Origin of the sequence: Pseudomonas sp. CFBP2511 (assembly GCF_030209255.1) — a bacterium.
Classification (GTDB): domain Bacteria; phylum Pseudomonadota; class Gammaproteobacteria; order Pseudomonadales; family Pseudomonadaceae; genus Aquipseudomonas; species Aquipseudomonas avellanae.
Genome location: NZ_JARVSI010000019.1, coordinates 67,901 through 85,674, shown reverse-complemented (window position 1 = coordinate 85,674; position 17,774 = coordinate 67,901). Strand labels below are relative to the sequence as shown.

Annotated in this window: 19 protein-coding genes; 8 read left to right on the top strand and 11 right to left on the bottom strand. The window is 60.7% G+C overall.

What is annotated here, in order from left to right; translation table 11 throughout:
* Nucleotides 1-58: 58 nt before the first annotated feature.
* The 3 genes from betI to QRN38_RS16270 form a co-directional block, all read right to left on the bottom strand.
* A complete protein-coding gene (gene betI, locus QRN38_RS16280; RefSeq protein ID WP_005737465.1) occupies nt 59-652 on the bottom strand; it encodes a transcriptional regulator BetI in 594 nt (197 codons plus the stop codon).
* A 334-nt stretch (nt 653-986) separates the two neighbouring features.
* Nucleotides 987-2,375, bottom strand: coding sequence for a GTPase/DUF3482 domain-containing protein (locus tag QRN38_RS16275; protein ID WP_024667857.1), 1,389 nt, complete (start codon nt 2,373-2,375; stop codon nt 987-989).
* Nucleotides 2,368-3,747: a DUF2868 domain-containing protein gene (locus tag QRN38_RS16270; protein ID WP_103409245.1), complete on the bottom strand. Its 1,380-nt coding sequence runs from the start codon at nt 3,745-3,747 to the stop codon at nt 2,368-2,370. The genes QRN38_RS16275 and QRN38_RS16270 overlap by 8 nt, the downstream gene beginning before the upstream one ends.
* A 125-nt stretch (nt 3,748-3,872) precedes the next feature.
* On the opposite strand from QRN38_RS16270, the gene QRN38_RS16265 reads away from it, so the two are divergent.
* Both QRN38_RS16265 and QRN38_RS16260 read left to right on the top strand, forming a co-directional pair.
* On the top strand, nt 3,873-4,385 hold the full coding sequence (locus QRN38_RS16265; RefSeq protein WP_007244533.1) for a dihydrofolate reductase: 513 nt from the start codon (nt 3,873-3,875) through the stop codon (nt 4,383-4,385).
* A 180-nt stretch (nt 4,386-4,565) separates the two neighbouring features.
* On the top strand, nt 4,566-5,624 hold the full coding sequence (locus QRN38_RS16260; protein WP_005763647.1) for an HAD family hydrolase: 1,059 nt from the start codon (nt 4,566-4,568) through the stop codon (nt 5,622-5,624).
* A 42-nt stretch (nt 5,625-5,666) separates the two neighbouring features.
* Here QRN38_RS16260 and trmB read toward each other — a convergent pair whose 3' ends face one another.
* The 4 genes from trmB to QRN38_RS16240 form a co-directional block, all read right to left on the bottom strand.
* Nucleotides 5,667-6,314, bottom strand: a complete 648-nt coding sequence (gene trmB, locus QRN38_RS16255; RefSeq protein ID WP_216598005.1) for a tRNA (guanosine(46)-N7)-methyltransferase TrmB — start codon at nt 6,312-6,314, stop codon at nt 5,667-5,669.
* Between the two features lie 97 nt (nt 6,315-6,411).
* Entirely contained in the window at nt 6,412-7,206 is a 795-nt protein-coding gene (locus QRN38_RS16250; RefSeq protein WP_005613959.1) for a thiazole synthase, read from the bottom strand.
* A 51-nt stretch (nt 7,207-7,257) separates the two neighbouring features.
* Nucleotides 7,258-7,458 (bottom strand): sulfur carrier protein ThiS, encoded by a 201-nt coding sequence (thiS, locus tag QRN38_RS16245; RefSeq protein ID WP_003379876.1) that lies wholly within the window; start codon nt 7,456-7,458, stop codon nt 7,258-7,260.
* Between the two features lie 108 nt (nt 7,459-7,566).
* Nucleotides 7,567-7,947 (bottom strand): DUF423 domain-containing protein, encoded by a 381-nt coding sequence (locus QRN38_RS16240; RefSeq protein WP_005613956.1) that lies wholly within the window; start codon nt 7,945-7,947, stop codon nt 7,567-7,569.
* An 80-nt stretch (nt 7,948-8,027) separates the two neighbouring features.
* Between QRN38_RS16240 and mtgA the strand changes: the two genes are divergently transcribed.
* Nucleotides 8,028-8,738 carry a monofunctional biosynthetic peptidoglycan transglycosylase gene (mtgA, locus tag QRN38_RS16235; RefSeq protein ID WP_005763642.1) on the top strand — a complete coding sequence of 237 codons (711 nt, stop codon included), beginning with the start codon at nt 8,028-8,030 and terminating at the stop codon, nt 8,736-8,738.
* Between the two features lie 220 nt (nt 8,739-8,958).
* Here the strand turns inward: mtgA and rpoH are convergent, their stop codons facing one another.
* The 4 genes from rpoH to ftsY all read right to left on the bottom strand — a co-directional run bounded on the left by rpoH (nt 8,959) and on the right by ftsY (nt 13,172).
* Nucleotides 8,959-9,813, bottom strand: a complete 855-nt coding sequence (rpoH, locus tag QRN38_RS16230) for an RNA polymerase sigma factor RpoH (protein WP_003379873.1) — start codon at nt 9,811-9,813, stop codon at nt 8,959-8,961.
* A 118-nt stretch (nt 9,814-9,931) separates the two neighbouring features.
* Nucleotides 9,932-10,966, bottom strand: coding sequence for a permease-like cell division protein FtsX (gene ftsX, locus QRN38_RS16225; protein ID WP_057418297.1), 1,035 nt, complete (start codon nt 10,964-10,966; stop codon nt 9,932-9,934).
* A complete protein-coding gene (gene ftsE, locus QRN38_RS16220; RefSeq protein ID WP_003379871.1) occupies nt 10,963-11,634 on the bottom strand; it encodes a cell division ATP-binding protein FtsE in 672 nt (223 codons plus the stop codon). Before ftsE ends, ftsX begins: the two co-directional genes overlap by 4 nt.
* The gene (gene ftsY / locus QRN38_RS16215; protein ID WP_057418298.1) at nt 11,631-13,172 is read right to left on the bottom strand and encodes a signal recognition particle-docking protein FtsY; all 1,542 of its coding nucleotides are present in this window, start codon (nt 13,170-13,172) and stop codon (nt 11,631-11,633) included. The genes ftsE and ftsY overlap by 4 nt, the downstream gene beginning before the upstream one ends.
* 255 nt (nt 13,173-13,427) lie before the next feature.
* On the opposite strand from ftsY, the gene QRN38_RS16210 reads away from it, so the two are divergent.
* The 5 genes from QRN38_RS16210 to QRN38_RS16190 all read left to right on the top strand — a co-directional run bounded on the left by QRN38_RS16210 (nt 13,428) and on the right by QRN38_RS16190 (nt 17,702).
* Nucleotides 13,428-14,780, top strand: a complete 1,353-nt coding sequence (locus tag QRN38_RS16210) for a M16 family metallopeptidase (protein WP_024667850.1) — start codon at nt 13,428-13,430, stop codon at nt 14,778-14,780.
* Nucleotides 14,777-16,270, top strand: a complete 1,494-nt coding sequence (locus tag QRN38_RS16205) for a M16 family metallopeptidase (protein WP_057418299.1) — start codon at nt 14,777-14,779, stop codon at nt 16,268-16,270. Before QRN38_RS16210 ends, QRN38_RS16205 begins: the two co-directional genes overlap by 4 nt.
* Nucleotides 16,270-16,854 carry a 16S rRNA (guanine(966)-N(2))-methyltransferase RsmD gene (gene rsmD / locus QRN38_RS16200; protein WP_054089766.1) on the top strand — a complete coding sequence of 195 codons (585 nt, stop codon included), beginning with the start codon at nt 16,270-16,272 and terminating at the stop codon, nt 16,852-16,854. The genes QRN38_RS16205 and rsmD overlap by 1 nt, the downstream gene beginning before the upstream one ends.
* A gap of 263 nt (nt 16,855-17,117) precedes the next feature.
* A complete protein-coding gene (locus tag QRN38_RS16195; protein ID WP_005737444.1) occupies nt 17,118-17,396 on the top strand; it encodes a type II toxin-antitoxin system RelE/ParE family toxin in 279 nt (92 codons plus the stop codon).
* A gap of 12 nt (nt 17,397-17,408) precedes the next feature.
* Nucleotides 17,409-17,702, top strand: coding sequence for a HigA family addiction module antitoxin (locus QRN38_RS16190; protein WP_005763627.1), 294 nt, complete (start codon nt 17,409-17,411; stop codon nt 17,700-17,702).
* Nucleotides 17,703-17,774 lie beyond the last annotated feature (72 nt).

Sequence of the window (17,774 nt, the reverse complement as noted above, 5' to 3'; positions counted from 1 at the left end):
CCGGAAACTTTGGGCAACACGTGTATGCAGTCGTTCGGCGAGCGGGCTTCAAAAGCACTCAGCTCGCTGATTTCGCCAGTTGAAAATCCATGTATTCGTAAGCGATCCGTTGCGCTTGCTCGGTGTCGAATGCATCGCCTGACAGTGCGCCTCGCAGCCACAGCCCGTCTATCAGGGCTGCCAGCCCACGGGCGGCGTTGCGTGCCTGTTCCAGTGGCAAGGTGCGACGGAACTGGCAGCACAGGTTGGAATACAGACGGTGGTCGTTGATACGCTGCAATCGGTGCAGCGAGGGGTGATGCATGCTGGTCGCCCAGAAGGCCAGCCAGGTTTTCATGGCCGGGCCGCTGACCTGACTGGCGTCGAAGTTGCCTTCGATGATCACTTGCAGATGCGCCCTGGGGCTGTCTTCGGTCAATGCCTGACGGCGTTCGCGGACGTTCTGGATCAGGGCGTTCATCAGATGCCGCATCGTCGCGGCAATCAGGCCGTTCTTGTCCTGAAAATAGTGACTGATGATGCCGTTGGAGACGCCTGCCAGGCGTGCGATCAGCGCAATGCTGGCATCGCCCATACCGACCTGATCGACCGCCGTGAGCGTGGCCTGGATCAGTTGTTGGCGGCGGATGGGTTGCATACCGACCTTGGGCATTGGCGCAAATCTCCCGGTTGTCTGCAGTGATCGTTGTACCAAAATGGTGACGCCAGTCTAAAGATTTTTTATTGAACGATCAATCAATAAAAATCAGTGGCGAGTTTTTAGCGGCAAGTGGCAAGCTGAAAAGCGCCTGAATGCGGGTGTGCCGGGGGATGCGTCAAGGCGCAGATTTGTGACGCGGAGCGTCACGACAGGCATCCCCACGCTGGAGCGTTGGGAACGATGACCTCAACTATCGTGCTAATGCCTCATCCTCAACTATCGTGCGACGCTCCGCGTCGCATGCCGTTCTGGACGCTCTGCGTCCGGTCTTCAGCGCTGGAACAGCTCAATCCTGCAACACCACACTCGCCAATTCATCAATCGCTTCCTGCCTCTCGCCCTGATTCGGTTTCGGATGCGGGTTGAGTGTTGACCACTGCGGGTGGGCGCGGGCTCGAGAAAGCGGCTCGGGGATCTTGCCTTTGCGCCAGGTCTTGTCCTGTGGCGTGGTCAATTCCATGCTGTGAATGGCTGCGTGCCCTCTCACCCCCAACGCCAGCAGCAAATGGCCCTGACGCAGCGCGAGCAGGCGCAGCACGGCGTCATCGACGGTCAGTTCTCTGCGGCCCTTGAGCTTGCCCAGCAAACGGCCGCCATAGCTGCGCGCCGTCAACAAGGCTCCGCCTGCAAGCGCGCCGACCAGCGCCGCCGCACCGAGGGTCACGCCACCAACCATCAAATCCACCCCCGCCCCGGCGGCTGCACCCGCCGCCACGCCGCCGCCGACGCGCACGCCCATCAACTTGAGGGTTTCGGGGTTGAACAGGTCATCGCCCCAACGGCCGTCCATCAACGGCAGGTCGCTGGTGGACACGTCGTCTTTGCGAAACGCGTACAGCTTGAGCAGCGCCTCGACGCAGTGCTGCTCACGCTGACGAACAGCCTGGCGCAACGCTTCCACCGCCTGCCGCTCTTGCTCGGGAAGCGTCTCGACGCTGCGCCGACAGGCCGCGCAGTCAATCAACAGCTCAGCGATAAGGCGTGCCGCGCTGTGTTTTCTGGCCTGGCGTTGCTGCTGCTGATCTTCAATCAGACGCTCGAGCCGGGGCCGCGCGCTTTCCAGCAGCAGTGCCAGGCTTTCATACAGACGACGGCCGCCGTCTTCGGGCGGCGCCACACTGTCGAAACGCACCAGCGCATGCAGCCCCAGACGCGAAAGCGCTTCTCGCCACTCGGGCTCGCGGTGTTCGCGCGCACTGACGAAATTCAGCACCGGCAGCAGCGGCTTGCCACAGCTCGCCAGCACCGCCAGTTCATCACGGTATTTGGCCAGCACCGGTTCGCGCGCATCGATCACATACAGCCCTGCGTCCGAGGCGAGCAACTGGCGCATGACCTTGGCCTCCTGCTCAAAGCGCTGCCGTGCTTCGCTGCCCTCCAGAAAGCGCGCCAATCGCGCAGGGCCATCCAGTCGTTCGCCGGGACGATCCAGCCGCTCCAGGTAATCGAGCAGCGCAATGGCATCCTCCAGACCGGGCGTGTCGTACAGCTCAACCAACGCCTGACCGTCTACCGACAGGCGTGCCCCTTCCACATGACGGGTGGTGCTGGGCCGATGAGAAACTTCGCCGAAGCTGACATCGCCGGTCAACGTGCGCAACAGCGAGGTCTTGCCGACATTGGTATGCCCCACCACTGCGAGCTTGATGGCGGGTGCGTTGTCCATTTCAGTCATGGCCCGTCTCCAGCCAGTTCAAGGGTGCGCTATTTGTGCGGGACAATTGCAGTTGATCCAGCGCGACATGCCAGTCGTCAAGGCGCTCAGGGTCGAGCGTCTGCCCGGCAGGCGCGGGCAGCAGCCAGAGGCGTGTCGCCCCTGCACAACGCGCCAGTTCGGCAATCAGCGCCAGACTGCCGCGATCCGGTGAACGACGCGGATCACAGGCGATGACCAGGCGCGCAGGCGGATAGTGAGCCAGTTGCTCCAGCAACTTCTGGCGCGATTCACGGCTGTCGAGCACCCCGGCATTGGCCACACCAGACGGCAACTGTGGCGGCCAGACCTGCTGATCATCCAGCTCGATGGCCACCAGCAGCGCGCCGTCGCTTTCAGCAGCACCCGCATTGGACTGCACCTGATGCAGCGCAGCAGGCTCGGCATCGTTGACGCCCAATCGCTCGCTGCTGGGCATCAGCCGCTCACGCAGCTCAAGGTATTCCGGCAGCTCAAGGTCAAGACGCAGGGCCGCCCGCCCGCGCTTCCAGCGCCACAGGCAAAACACCGCCAGCAGCAAGCGCGGCAGGATGCCGTACACCAGCAGCACACCGACCAGCCAGGCGGCCCAGGCCTGCCGAGCGTTCTCGATACTCAGCGCGCCATTTCCGCTGGCGCGGATCATGGTTTCATCCGGCACGCTGAAACCCAGCCAGGCCGGGAGCGTGCCGAGGGTCTGAGTCAGGCTGACGAAGGTGTCGCTGCTCAGAATGGTGGTTTCCCAGACAAACCCGTAACGCCGGGTCGCCATCAGCATCAACAGCACCACCAGCGCACTAATCAGCGCCAGCAGCCACAGGCTATTGACCATCAATCCAAGCACCCAGCGATTCAGGCGTTTGCGTTGCAGCAGCAGAACCAGCGCAGGCGCGAGTTGTGCGGCCTGAGCATCGCGGGCGAGCTTTTCGCTCAACCACAGCCACAGCCGCCCCAGCCCGGTGTTGCTGCGCCCGGCGAAGATCAAACCGAGCGCCCAACTGGCCAACAGCATCAGGTTCAGGCCCAACAAGCTGCCCAGCGCCCAGAACACATTGACCGGGGCCTGGCCGTCCCCCATCGCCGCGAAGGCCAGGCCCGCGCCGCTGATGACGGCCAGCACGGCCAAAACAATCAACGCCAGCCGTGCGCCCTGCTTCCAGCGATGCAGCGCCGCTAGCATGCCGTCGCGTTCAGCCAGCCCGAGGGCACGGTGCGTGATGCGGGCAGTCAGGTCGCCTCCGGCAGCGCGGGCACGGCGGTTGGCTTCCTGATCATCCAGTGCGCCCGCCTGTTGTTCACGCAGACGCACGGCTTCGGTCAGCCAGAGAGTATCGAGGGGGGTCAGTGCAGTCACACGGGGTCTCTTGAATGGATACTGCGGGATTGAATACTGCGGTGAGCATAACCGCTGTCATGGGACTGAGCACGGCGCGTATCAGTTCATTCGCCCGCCCCGCGACCTCTGATATCCTCGCGCCCATGAAAACTCATCTCCCGCTCAGCCTGATTGCCGCCCTTGGTGAAAACCGAGTGATCGGCGTCGACAATTCCATGCCCTGGCATCTGCCGGGGGATTTCAAGTATTTCAAGGCCACGACCCTCGGCAAGCCGATCATCATGGGTCGAAAGACCTGGGACTCGCTGGGCCGCCCACTGCCCGGCCGTCTCAATCTGGTGGTCAGCCGCCAGACGGACCTGCAACTTGAGGGTGCGGAGGTCTTCCCGTCACTGGACGCCGCCGTGGTACGCGCCGAGCAATGGGCGCAAGAACAGGGCGTCGATGAGGTGATGCTGATTGGCGGTGCGCAGCTTTATGCGCAGGGTCTGGCGCAGGCGGATCGTCTGTACCTGACTCGCGTAGCGTTGAGCCCTGAAGGCGACGCATGGTTTCCGGAATTCGATACGGCGCAGTGGGCGTTGGTGTCCAATGCCGAGAACGCTGCCGTTGATGAAAAGCCTGCTTACAGCTTCGAAGTCTGGGAGCGCGTCTGATCAGCGTTTTTGAGGTCGCTGACGAAAAACCGCAACAAAAGTGTCGTTTTTGGTTTCGTCGTCGCAAATAAAGGGGCAAACGGCGTCTTTCGACCTTTTTCGGGTCGCTGACGTACTTTTGCCTTCACAATAATTTGTTACGGTCTGCCCCTTCGTTTTTTTGACAAGGGGAAATCACCTATGAAATTCGCGCCAAAATTGCTGGCTGTTGCACTCTGCGCCGGGCTTGCCAGCCAGGCTTTTGCTGCCACCCAATTGAAGCATTGGCCCGAGCCTGCCGCCAAGGCACTTGACGCGATGATTGCCGCGAATGCCAACAAGGGCAATTACGCGGTCTTCGACATGGACAACACCAGCTACCGCTTCGACCTTGAAGAGTCGCTGCTGCCGTACATGGAAAACAAAGGCCTGATCACCCGCGAAACCCTTGACCCGTCCCTGAAACTGATCCCCTTCAAAGACACCGCCGAACACAAGGAAAGCCTGTTCAGTTACTACTATCGCCTATGCGAACTCGACGACATGGTCTGCTACCCGTGGGTGGCGCAGGTGTTTTCCGGCTTCACGCTTCAGGAACTCAAAGGCTACGTCGATGAGCTGATGGCCCTGAAAAAGCCGATCCCTGCGACCTATTACGACGGCGATACCGTCAAGCAGCTAAATGTCGAGCCGCCACGCGTGTTCACCGGGCAGACCGAGCTGTACAACAAGCTGATGGAAAACGGCATCGAGGTCTATGTAATGACCGCCGCGTCCGAAGAGCTGGTGCGCATGGTCGCCGCCGATCCCAAGTACGGCTACAACGTCAAACCGCAGAACGTGATCGGCGTCACCACGCTGCTCAAGGACCGCAAGACCGGCGAATTGACCACCGCGCGCAAGCAGATCACCGCGGGCAAATACGATGCGAAAAGCAACATGGGCCTGGAGCTGACGCCCTACCTGTGGACCCCGGCAACCTGGATGGCCGGCAAGCAGGCGGCGATTCTGACTTACATCGATCAGTGGAAAAAACCGGTGCTGGTCGGCGGCGACACGCCCACCAGTGACGGCTACATGCTGTTTCACAGCGTCGATGTGAGCAAAGGCGGCGTGCACTTGTGGATCAACCGCAAGGACAAGTACATGACCCAGCTCAACGGCATGATCAAAGCCAATGCCGAAGCTCAGGCCAAGGAGAAGTTGCCGGTGACGGCAGACAAGAACTGGGTCATCGTCAAGCCGGACGAGATTCAGTAAGCGGTGAAGGACTTGCGGGTTGTTACCAACCCGCAAGCTCACTCAGTCGACTTTCTCGAACTTCAAATCCCACACACCGTGGCCGAGTTTTTCACCCCGGCGCTCGAACTTGGTGATCGGACGTTCCGCAGGGCGCGGCACGTACTGGTTGTCTTCGGCCTGATTGCGATAGCCAGGCGCTACGCTCATCACTTCCAGCATGTATTCCGCGTACGGGCCCCAATCGGTGGCCATATGGAATACGCCGCCGACTTTCAGCTTGCTGCGCACCAAGGCGGCAAACTCAGGCTGCACAATACGGCGCTTGTGGTGACGGCTCTTGTGCCACGGGTCCGGGAAGAACAGCATCAGTCGATCAAGGCTGTTATCGGCGATGCAGCGGTTCAGCACTTCAATGGCGTCGCAATCGTAGACGCGCACATTGGTCAGCCCTTGGGTGAGCACGCCATTGAGCATCGCGCCCACGCCTGGGTAATGCACTTCGACACCGATGAAATCCTGTTCCGGTGACGCCGCGGCCATTTCCAGCAACGAATGGCCCATGCCGAAGCCGATCTCCAGGGTGCGCGGCGCAGAGCGGCCGAACACCTGGTCGAAATCCACCGGCGTGTCGGTCAGCGACAGGCCGAACAGCGGGCGCCCCTGGTCCAGACCACGCTGCTGGCCTTCGGTCATACGGCCAGCGCGCATCACAAAACTCTTGATGCGGCGGTGAGGTCGCTCTTCGCCTTCTTCGGCAGCAGGCAACTCGGGGGGCGGAACGTGTGTATCAGTCATCAACGGGCTCTTACTTGATCAGGCCATCCAGCGGCGAAGACGCGCTGGCATAGAGTTTTCGTGGCATGCGCCCGGCGAGGTACGCCAGACGACCGGCAATTACAGCGTGCTTCATCGCTTCGGCCATCATGACCGGCTGCTGAGCGTGGGCGATGGCCGAGTTCATCAACACCGCCTCGCAACCCAGCTCCATCGCGATGGTGGCGTCGGACGCAGTGCCGACACCGGCATCGACCAGCACCGGCACTTTGGTTTCTTCAAGGATGATCTGCAGGTTGTACGGGTTACAGATCCCCAGACCGCTGCCGATCAGACCGGCCAGCGGCATGATCGCGATGCAGCCGATTTCAGCCAGCTGGCGGGCGATGATCGGGTCATCGCTGGTGTAGACCATGACGTCGAAACCGTCCTTGACCAGTATTTCAGCGGCCTTGAGGGTTTCGATCACGTTCGGGAACAGGGTTTTCTGATCCGCCAGCACTTCCAGCTTGACCAGATTGCGGCCGTCGAGCAGCTCGCGAGACAGGCGGCAGGTGCGCACGGCCTCGACGGCATCGAAGCAACCAGCGGTGTTCGGCAGGATGGTGTAGCGGTCAGGTGGCAACACGTCGAGCAGGTTCGGCTCGCCCGGGTTCTGGCCCAGGTTGGTGCGACGCACGGCAACGGTGACGATCTCGGCACCCGAGGCTTCGATGGCCAGACGGGTCTGCTCCATATCAATGTACTTGCCAGTGCCCACCAGCAGGCGCGACTCGAAAGTCCGACCGGCCAGGACGAAGGGCTTGTCGCTGCGAACATCGCTCATCGGAAATCCTCATAACGTGCAAATTGGGGTTCGGTGCAGGGCGAGTGCGAACTAGCCACCACCGATGGCATGCACCACTTCGACCTGATCGCCTTCGCGCAAAACGGTCGATACGTGCTGGCTGCGCGGCACGATGTCCAGGTTCAGCTCCACCGCAACCCGGCGTCCGGCAAGGTCCAGGCGGGTCAACAGCGCCGTGACGGTCTCGCCATCGGGCAATTCAAAGGATTCACCGTTCAACTGAATGCGCATGCGACAGCAGCCATCATTTTAGGGGGCCAGCATTCTAGCCCGATCAGCCGGTATGACCAAGGCAAAGCCACGCCATTCGTCTCGAGCGGCCTGTTGTTCAGGGAGCACTCAAGGAGCGGAACCCAGCCTCCAGGCCGCCAGCCCCAGCATCGACCAGCCGAACAGAAACGCCAGACCGCCGAACGGGGTGATGATGCCCAGCTTGCTGATGCCGGTCAGGGTCAATGCGTACAGGCTGCCGGAGAACAGCAGAATGCCGATGGCGAAAGAAAACCCGGCAAAATTGATCAGGCGTCCGGGGATGTGCGTCGCCAATACGGCCACGCCCAGCAGCGCCAGCGCATGGATAAGCTGGTAAAGCACACCGGTATGAAAAACCGCCAGGTACTCGGCGCTCAGGCGTTCTTTCAGGCCGTGAGCCGCGAATGCGCCCAACGCCACGCCGGTAAAGCCGAAGAAAGCGGCCAGCATCAAAAAACTACGAAGCATCAGGAACTCCAGGGAAAAATCGTCGGAAGGCGCACGGTCTGTATAATGGCCCGCTCAACGGGTTCGGCCAAGCCATCTCTATGCTGCAAATCATTCTCCGTCGCCTCATAAAAGCCCTGCTGTGGTTCGCTGCGGGCAGCGCACTCGTGGTTCTGGTCCTGCGCTGGGTACCGCCACCAGGCACGGCGCTGATGGTCGAGCGCAAGGTCGAATCCTGGTTCGACGGCGAACCCATCGACCTGCAGCGCGATTGGGAGCCGTGGGACAAAATTTCCAACAACCTGAAAATCGCGGTCATTGCCGGCGAAGACCAGAAGTTTGCCGAGCACTGGGGCTTTGACGTCGACGCGATTCAGGCCGCCATTCTGCACAACGAGCAAGGCGGTTCGATTCGCGGGGCCAGCACGTTGAGCCAGCAGGTGTCGAAGAACCTGTTTCTGTGGTCGGGCCGCAGCTACCTGCGCAAAGGGCTTGAGGCCTGGTTCACCATGCTCATTGAACTGCTGTGGTCCAAGGAGCGCATCCTTGAGGTGTACCTCAACAGCGTCGAATGGGACGAAGGCGTATTCGGCGCCCAGGCTGCCGCGCAACACCACTTCCGCACCAACGCCAGCGCCCTCTCCGAGCAACAGGCAAGCTACCTCGCCGCCGTCCTGCCCAACCCCCGCCAATGGAGCGCCAGCCACCCGAGCGGCTACGTCTCGCGTCGCGCGGGCTGGATACGTCAACAGATGCGTCAACTGGGTGGGGATGAGTATTTGCAGGGGCTCAATAGCAGCCGTCGGTGGTGAGCACGCCACAAAGAGGGCGCAGAGCGTCCAGAACGGCATGCGATATTGAGATTATCGTTCCCTACGCTCCAGCGTGGGAATGCGGTTCGTGACGCTCTGCGTCACAAAAGAGGACGCGAAGCGTCCGAAGCGGCATGCGACGCGGAGCGACGCACGATAGTTGATACACAAACGAAAACGCCCCGATCATCTCGGGGCGTTTTTCGTTGCCGGGGTAGCCTTACGCAGCGATCGACGTCTTGAGCTTGTTCATCGCGCTTTTTTCCAGCTGACGAATGCGCTCGGCGGAGACGTTGTACTTCTGCGCCAGGTCGTGCAGCGTGGCTTTTTCTTCGGCCAGCCAGCGCTGGTAGAGGATGTCGCGGCTGCGTTCGTCCAGCACGTCCAGCGCCTGATGCAGGTTGGCGGTGGAGTTGTCGGTCCAGTCTGCATCTTCCAGTTGACGCGCCGGGTCGTAACGGTGGTCTTCCAGGTAGTTGGCAGGCGACTGGAACGCGCTGTCGTCATCCGCCTCGGCTGCCGGGTCGAAGGCCATGTCGTGACCGGTCAGGCGGCTTTCCATTTCGCGAACTTCGCGCGGCTCGACACCCAGGCTTTCGGCGACGCGATGCACCTCGTCATTGTTCAGCCAGGCCAGACGCTTCTTCTGGCTGCGCAGATTGAAGAACAGCTTGCGTTGCGCCTTGGTCGTGGCGACCTTGACGATACGCCAGTTGCGCAGGATGAACTCGTGAATTTCGGCTTTGATCCAGTGCACGGCAAACGACACCAGACGCACGCCCATTTCCGGGTTGAAGCGCTTCACAGCCTTCATCAGGCCGACGTTGCCTTCCTGGATCAGGTCAGCCTGAGCCAGACCGTAACCCGAATAACTGCGCGCGATGTGCACGACGAATCGCAGGTGAGCGAGGACCATTTGTCGGGCCGCGTCCAGATCCTGCTCATAGTAGAGACTCTCAGCCAGTTCACGCTCCCGCTCCGGCGTCAGCAAGGGAATGCTGTTGACCGTGTGCACATAGGCCTCAAGGTTTGCACCCGGGACTAAGGCATAAGCAGGTTGCAAAGAAGTGGTCATACGAAAAAACCTCCAGCGCACATGTGATGTGCAGTTCAACACTAGCCAGATTGACCCGGAACCGCTAACCAAGTTCCTTGATTTTCAGAAGCCAATCTGGTGAACGAAAAAATTCCCTTTAGCGGGGCGCCAGTTCACGCAAGTGACGAGCGACCGCAATCCAGGCACCGATATACCCTAACAGAACGGCTCCAAGCAAGAGCGAAAGACCATCACCCGTCGGAACACCCGCCAGCGCAAAGTCGCTTCCATACAGACCCGCCAGCCCGACGACCGCACCGTTCAGCCAGTTAAGACCATACGCCAGAACCCCCCAGGACAGGATCCCTGCCCCGAAACCGTACAGCGCGCCCATATAAAGGAAGGGTCTGCGCACGTAGCTGTCGGTGCCGCCCACCAGTTTGATGACTTCGATTTCGGTACGGCGGTTTTCGATGTGTAGACGTATCGTGTTACCAATTACCAACAGCAAAGCCGAGACCAGCAGAACCGTCAAGCCGAAAACGAACCGGTCACCCAGTTTGAGGATCGCCGCCAGTCGTTCGACCCAGACCAGATCCAGTTGCGCCTGCTCCACTTTCGGCAGGCCGGCGAGCCGGGTGCGCAAGGCTTCCAGCGCGGGCTTGTCCACTTCGTCCGGCGTAACCAGCACTACGCCAGGCAACGGGTTCTCCGGCAATTCCTTGAGCGCCTCGCCCAGGCCGGACTGTTGCTTGAACTCGCCCAATGCCTGCTCGCTGCTGATGTACTCGGTATCTGCCACGCCGGGCATGGCCTTGATCTCATCGCGCATGCGGGTGCCATCAGTGGTGCTGGCATCCAGATTCAGATAAATCGAAATCTGCGCCGCACGCTGCCACGAACCACCCAGGCGCTCGACATTGCTCAACAACAATGACAGGCCCATGGGCAGGCTCAGGGCAATGGCCATCACCAGACAGGTAAAGAAGCTGCCGATCGGCTGCTTGGTCAGACGACGCAGGCTGTCGAGCAGACTGGACCGATGACTCTCCAGCCAGGCAGACAACAGCGCACTGAAGTCAGGGCCGTCATCATCATGATCGTGGCGCGGTTTTTTCTGCTTTTGCGGCGAAGGATCGGCGGCTTTGGGCGCGACGCGCTCTGAAACCTTGGGGCTGCGTGTAGCACTCATACTCCAGCCTCCCCGTCACCGATCAGACGACCGCGTTGCAGGGTCAGCATGCGGTGGCGCATGCGGGCAATCAATGCGAGGTCGTGACTGGCAATCAGCACGCTGGTCCCCAGTCGGTTGATGTCTTCAAACACGCCCATGATTTCCGCTGCCAGACGTGGATCGAGGTTACCGGTCGGCTCATCGGCCAGCAGCAAGGCCGGGCGATGGACGATAGCGCGGGCAATGCCGACACGCTGTTGCTGGCCGGTGGAGAGGTCGCCGGGGTACAGATCGGACTTGTCGGACAGCGCCACACGCTCAAGTGCCGAATCGACCCGCTTGGCAATCTCCGGCTTGGACAAGCCGAGGATCTGCAGGGGCAAGGCGATGTTGTTGAAGACCGTGCGGTCGAACAGCAACTGGTGATTCTGGAACACTACGCCGATCTGCCGACGCAGAAACGGGATCTGCGCGTTACTGATCTGCCCCAGGTCCTGACCTGCCAGCATCAGTTTGCCGGTCGTCGGGCGCTCCATGGCCAACAACAGGCGCAACAGCGTGCTCTTGCCGGCACCGGAATGACCGGTGACGAACAGAAACTCGCCGCGACGTACTCGAAAGCTCAGTTCATGCAACCCGACATGTCCATTCGGGTAGCGCTTACCGACCTGCTCGAATCGAATCATGGACGCTCCCGCTCCGCAAACAGAGCCTGAACAAAGGGTTCGGCCTCGAAGGTACGCAGATCATCTATGCCCTCGCCCACGCCGATATAGCGAATAGGCAGGCCGAACTGCTTGGCCAAGGCGAAAATCACGCCGCCCTTGGCTGTGCCATCCAGTTTAGTGAGTGCCAACCCGGTCAGGGTGACCGTCTGGTTGAATTGTTTGGCCTGATTGATGGCGTTCTGACCAGTACCAGCGTCGAGTACCAGCAGGACTTCATGGGGGGCGTCGGCGTCGAGTTTACCGATCACACGGCGAACCTTCTTCAACTCCTCCATCAGGTTGTCCTTGGTATGCAGACGCCCGGCAGTGTCGGCAATCAGTACATCAATGCCACGGGCCTTGGCGGCCTGCACGGCATCGAAGATCACCGAGGCGGAATCGGCGCCGGTGTGCTGGGCGATGACCGGAATGTGGTTACGCTCGCCCCAGACCTGCAATTGTTCGACAGCGGCAGCGCGGAAGGTGTCACCCGCCGCCAGCATGACTTTCTTGCCTTCCAGTTGCAGCTTCTTGGCCAGTTTGCCGATAGTCGTGGTCTTGCCTGCGCCATTGACGCCTACCACCAGAATCACGAAGGGCTTGTGCTCGGCCTTGATCACCAGCGGTTGCTCGACCGGCTTGAGCATCGCTGCCAGCTCACCCTGCAGCGAGGTGTACAACGCTTGAGCGTCGGTCAACTGCTTGCGCGCGACTTTCTGGGTCAGGCTCTTGATGATGACTGACGTGGCCTCGACGCCGACATCTGCGGTCAGCAGACGGGTTTCGATTTCTTCCAGCAGGTCATCATCAATGGCTTTCTTGCCCAGAAACAGGCTGGCCATGCCTTCGCCGATGCTGGCGCTGGTCTTCGACAGGCCCTGCTTGAGGCGAGCGAAAAAACCGACCTTGCCGGCTTCTGCCTCTGGCACAGGTGCCGGTGCTGCTGGCGCTATGATCGGAACCACTGTCTGAGCAGGCTGCACTGGCTGAAGGACGGGCTGGGCCGCGACAGGTTCAGGTTCCGGAGCAGGTTCTGCAGCAGGCTCAACCAATACCGACTCTTGAGCGCTGAGCGGCAGGATATCGGCTACAGGTTCGGCTTGCGGCTCATAGGCGACAGGTTCGGACACCACCGGCTCAGGCACGACATGAACATGACCCTGTAGTGGAATCGCCGGAGTTACGTGCGGCTCGCGCTCATCACTCAGCGCCACCGACTCTTCGTTGACCGGCAAGGTCAGCCAGGGCTGAGGTGACGGCGCGCCCGGCTCTACATTGATCTGCGGGGCAGGCGCATCCGCCTGGGGGATGCTCTCGGGCGCAGGTTGCGGGGCAGCAGATGGCTCGACCAGGGGGGTCTTTATAACCTGATCGACGACCGGTTCGGGTTGCGCCGGCGATGATTCTGGCGGCGTTGGTTCGGCTTCTTGCTGCGGCTTCTTGCGCAGCCATCCGAACAGGCCTTTCTTCTCACCAGCCGCAGCTGGGGTCTTCTTGTCGTCGCTGGAACCAAACATGGATGACGGCTATCTCAAGGTTGCGGGCCGCCAGAGGGCGGCGCGGAAAATTCTGACATGCAAAACAGACTGCGTTTAAGACTTCTTGTTCACTCAGCGGCCGCTTAAGCAGCTACCTTTACCTGCGCTTTAAACAGGTTTCACTCGCAATTGGCCAGTGAAGGCTGTCTCTGAGGCAAACGGATCAGTATCCTAACACCCCCGCGCCCGCCGACGCTAAGTTCACGCGGGCCGTCCTACAGGTTCAAACAACGAATGAATGCTCTAGCCCGCCGCGCCGCAGGCCTGCTGCTCAGCACGATTTGTCTGCCTTTGACAGCATTGGCTGCTGACCCGCAACCGACCCATGAATTTACCCTGGATAACGGCCTGAAGGTGGTTGTCCGCGAAGATCACCGCGCTCCGGTGGTGGTTTCCCAGATCTGGTACAAGGTCGGCTCCAGTTACGAGACGCCGGGCCAGACAGGTCTGTCTCATGCCCTTGAACACATGATGTTCAAAGGCAGCAGCAAGACCGGGCCGGGGGAGTCGTCGCTGATTCTGCGCGATCTGGGCGCTGAAGAGAACGCCTTCACCAGTGATGACTACACCGCTTACTATCAGGTGCTGGCCCGCGATCGCCTGAGCGTTGCGCTGGAGCTGGAAGCCGATCGCATGGCAACCCTTAAACTGCCCGCCGACGAGTTCGGCCGCGAGATCGAAGTCATCAAGGAAGAGCGCCGTTTGCGCACCGATGACAAACCGATGGGCAAGGCTTTCGAGCGTTTCAAGGCAATGGCCTACCCGGCCAGCGGCTACCACACGCCGACCATCGGCTGGATGGCCGACCTTGAACGCATGAAGGTTGAAGAGCTGCGCCATTGGTACGAATCCTGGTACACGCCGAACAACGCCACGCTGGTGGTGGTCGGTGACGTGCAGCCGGACGAGGTCAAGGCACTGGCAGAGCGTTTCTTCGGCCCGATCCCGCGCCGCGACGTGCCGCCTTCGAAAAAGCCGCTTGAGCTGGCCGAACCCGGCGAGCGCAAGATTACCCTGCACGTCAAAACCCAGTTGCCGAGCCTGATCTACGGCTTCAACGTGCCGAGCGTAGCCACCGCCGAAGACCCACGCTCGGCCAACGCCTTGCGCCTGATCGCCGCCCTGCTCGACGGCGGTTACAGCGCGCGCATTCCGACACGCCTGGAACGTGGCGAAGAGCTGGTGTCCGGTGCTTCGTCGCGCTACGACGCCTTCGCTCGTGGCGACAGCCTGTTCATGATCAGCGCCACGCCGAACATGCAAAAGAAGAAGACCCTGGCCGATGTCGAAACCGGCATCTGGCGTCTGCTCGATGACTTGAAAACCAAGGCGCCGTCCGCTGAAGAACTTGAACGCGTCCGTGCTCAGGTCATCGCCGGCGTGGTTTACGAACGTGACTCGATCACCAGCCAGGCGACCATGATCGGCGAGCTGGAAACCGTCGGCCTGTCCTGGAAACTCATGGACAAGGAACTGGAAGACCTGCAGAGCGTGACCCCGCAGGACATTCAGAAAGCCGCCAACACCTATTTCACCCGTGAGCGCCTCAGCGTTGCGCACGTTTTGCCTGAGGAGAAAGCCAAATGATCAAGCGCAATGCTCCACGTCATGCGCTGCTCGGCCTGATCCTGGCCGGTTCGCTGGGTGCCTTTGTCGCCCAGCCGGTTCTGGCTGACGAAGCCGCTGTTGCCGAGGCAACCCAGACCACGCCCGCATTGGGCAGCAACCTGCAAACCCTGAAAGAACTGGACGGCAAGGCCCCAGCTCGCCGCGCCTTGAACATCCAGACCTGGAACACCGCTGAAGGCACCAAGGTGCTGTTCGTCGAGTCTCGCGAACTACCGATGTTCGACATGCGCGTGATTTTTGCCGCTGGCAGCAGTCAGGATCAAAAATCGCCCGGTATCGCCTTGCTGACCAACGCCATGCTCAATGAAGGCGTCAAGGGCAAGGACGTCAGCGCCATAGCCCAGGGTTTTGAAGGGCTGGGCGCAGACTTCGGCAACGGCTCCTATCGCGACATGGCCGTCGCATCGTTGCGCAGCCTGAGTGCGGTCGACAAGCGCGACCCGGCCTTGAAGCTGTTCGGCGAGGTCGTGGGCAAGCCCACCTTCCCTGCCGACTCGCTGGCGCGCCTCAAAAACCAGCTGATCGACAGCCTGGAAAGCCAGAAGCAGAGCCCGGGTGCCATCGGCAACAAGGCGCTGTTCGAGCGTCTGTATGGCGATCATCCATATGCTCATCCGAGCGAAGGTAATGTAAAAAGTATCAATGCTATTACGCTGGCTCAACTCAAAGCGTTTCACGCCAAAGCCTATGCGGCTGGCAATGCGGTGATTGCACTGGTTGGCGACTTGTCGCGAGACGAAGCGCAAGCCATCGCGGCGCAGGTGTCCGCCTCGCTGCCAAAAGGCCCGGCGCTGGCCAAGGTTGCCGACCCGGTCGAACCCAAGGCTGGCCCGACGCACATCGAGTTTGCTTCCAACCAGACCCACCTGATGCTCGCGCAACTGGGCATCGACCGCAACGATCCGGATTATGCGGCGCTGACCGTCGGTAATTCGGTATTGGGTGGCGGCGGTTTCGGCAGCCGACTGATGACCGAAGTGCGTGAAAAACGCGGACTGACCTACGGTGTCTCGTCTGGCTTCACGGCCATGCAAGTGGCCGGGCCGTTCATGATCGGCCTGCAGACCCGTGCGGAAATGAGCGAAAACACCCTCAAGCTGGTCCAGGACATAGTTCGCGACTTCCTCGCCAACGGCCCGACCCAGAAAGAACTCGACGACGTGAAACGCGAGCTGACCGGGAGCTTCCCGCTTACCGCAGCCAGCAACTCGGCCATCGTCGGCCAATTGGGCGCCATCGGCTTCTATGATCTGCCATTGACCTACCTTGAGGACTACATTGCCGCCGCCCAGAGCGTGACGGTCGATCAGGTCAAGGCTGCAATGAGCAAGCATCTGAGCGCCGACAAGATGGTCATCGTCAGCGTTGGCCCGACAGTGGAGCAAAAGCCGCTGCCCGCGCCAACCGACAAACCCGTTCGCCAACCTGTAGGGGTCCCGGAACACTGATGGCCAATCCACGTCCGAAGGGCCATAACGGCCTGGGTCAGCTTCGTATCATCGGGGGAGAATGGGGCAGCCGCCGCCTGACCTTCCCCGACGCCCCCGGCCTGCGCCCGACGCCTGATCGCGTGCGCGAAACATTGTTCAACTGGCTCGCGCCTTACATCGCGGGCGCCAGGGTGCTGGACGTCTTCACCGGCAGCGGCGCGCTGTTTTTCGAGGCGCTGTCGCGTGGCGCCAGCATGGGCCTGGCACTGGACAGCAACGCTGCCGCCATCGCCAGCCTGCGCCAGAACCTCAACGCCCTGAACTGCACCAGCGGCCAGGTTGCCCAGACCGACGCCCTGCGCCATCTGGAAACCGCCACCGCATCGCCCTTCGACCTGGTCTTCCTCGACCCGCCCTTCCACCAGGGCCTGCTCGCTTCGGCCTGCACCCTGCTGGAAACCCACGGCTGGCTGGCCGACACCGCCTGGATCTACACCGAAAGCGAAACACCGCCCTCGACCACCGGCCTGCCGGGCAGTTGGCGATTGCATCGCGAGAAAAAAGCCGGACAGGTGTATTACGCGTTGTGGCAGCGGGGGTAGCACAGAAATCTGATTAGACGGGACGCACCCACTGGCGTCCCGTTGGCCGGATAATCAGTCCTTCCCCAAGCGACCTACCTAAATCGAAGACCAGTCCTACGTCGCCCTCGTTGACTCAAGCTAGCAGCCATAGTCCCATCTGCTCATACCCCTCATACGCGTTCGCGGCTTTTTGCCATGTCTAAAAGGAAGGTTATGAACAGATTACAAAGGACTGCAATACGGCAATTGCAGAGTGTGATGTATCGCATCACAATCACCCATTGATCGTCAGCTGGAGACACAAAGGGCTCAAAGCTTTTTTCGAAACCGGCTCTAGCAGCGGCATCAGGGCTGATCACTCAAAACGCCTCGCGCACGTCCTGGCAGTACTGAATCGAGCGAGAACCCCTGCTAACGTCAACATGCCCGGCTGGCGGCTTCATCCCCTGAAAGGTGAACTGGAGGGTTTCTGGTCAATAACTATCAATGCGAACTGGCGGATTATTTTTCGTTTTTTCGATACAGATGTCGAACTGGTCGACTACCTGGATTACCACTGAACCGAGGTCCCCATGGAAATGTTCAATCCTCCCCATCCGGGGGAAATCCTCCTTGAAGAGGTCATTCCCGGCTTGCAGACCACCATCACTGAATTCGCCAGTCACCTGGGTTTTGCAAGAGAAACGCTGTCAAGAATTCTGCATGGGCATGCACCTGTAAGCCCTGATCTGGCGGTAAGGCTCGAGCGAGCGGGTATCAGCAGCGCGCGCCTGTGGCTGGGTATACAGGCGGACTATGATTTGTGGCAAGCGGAGCATCGCGAGCAGCCGCCGATCGAGCCTTATGTCATGGCAAACCCGGGGTAGTGCCGATCTTGCCAGGACGGCTTATCAAACCACCTGCCATTCCCCACTTACATCCCGGCCCACTTAGTGGCA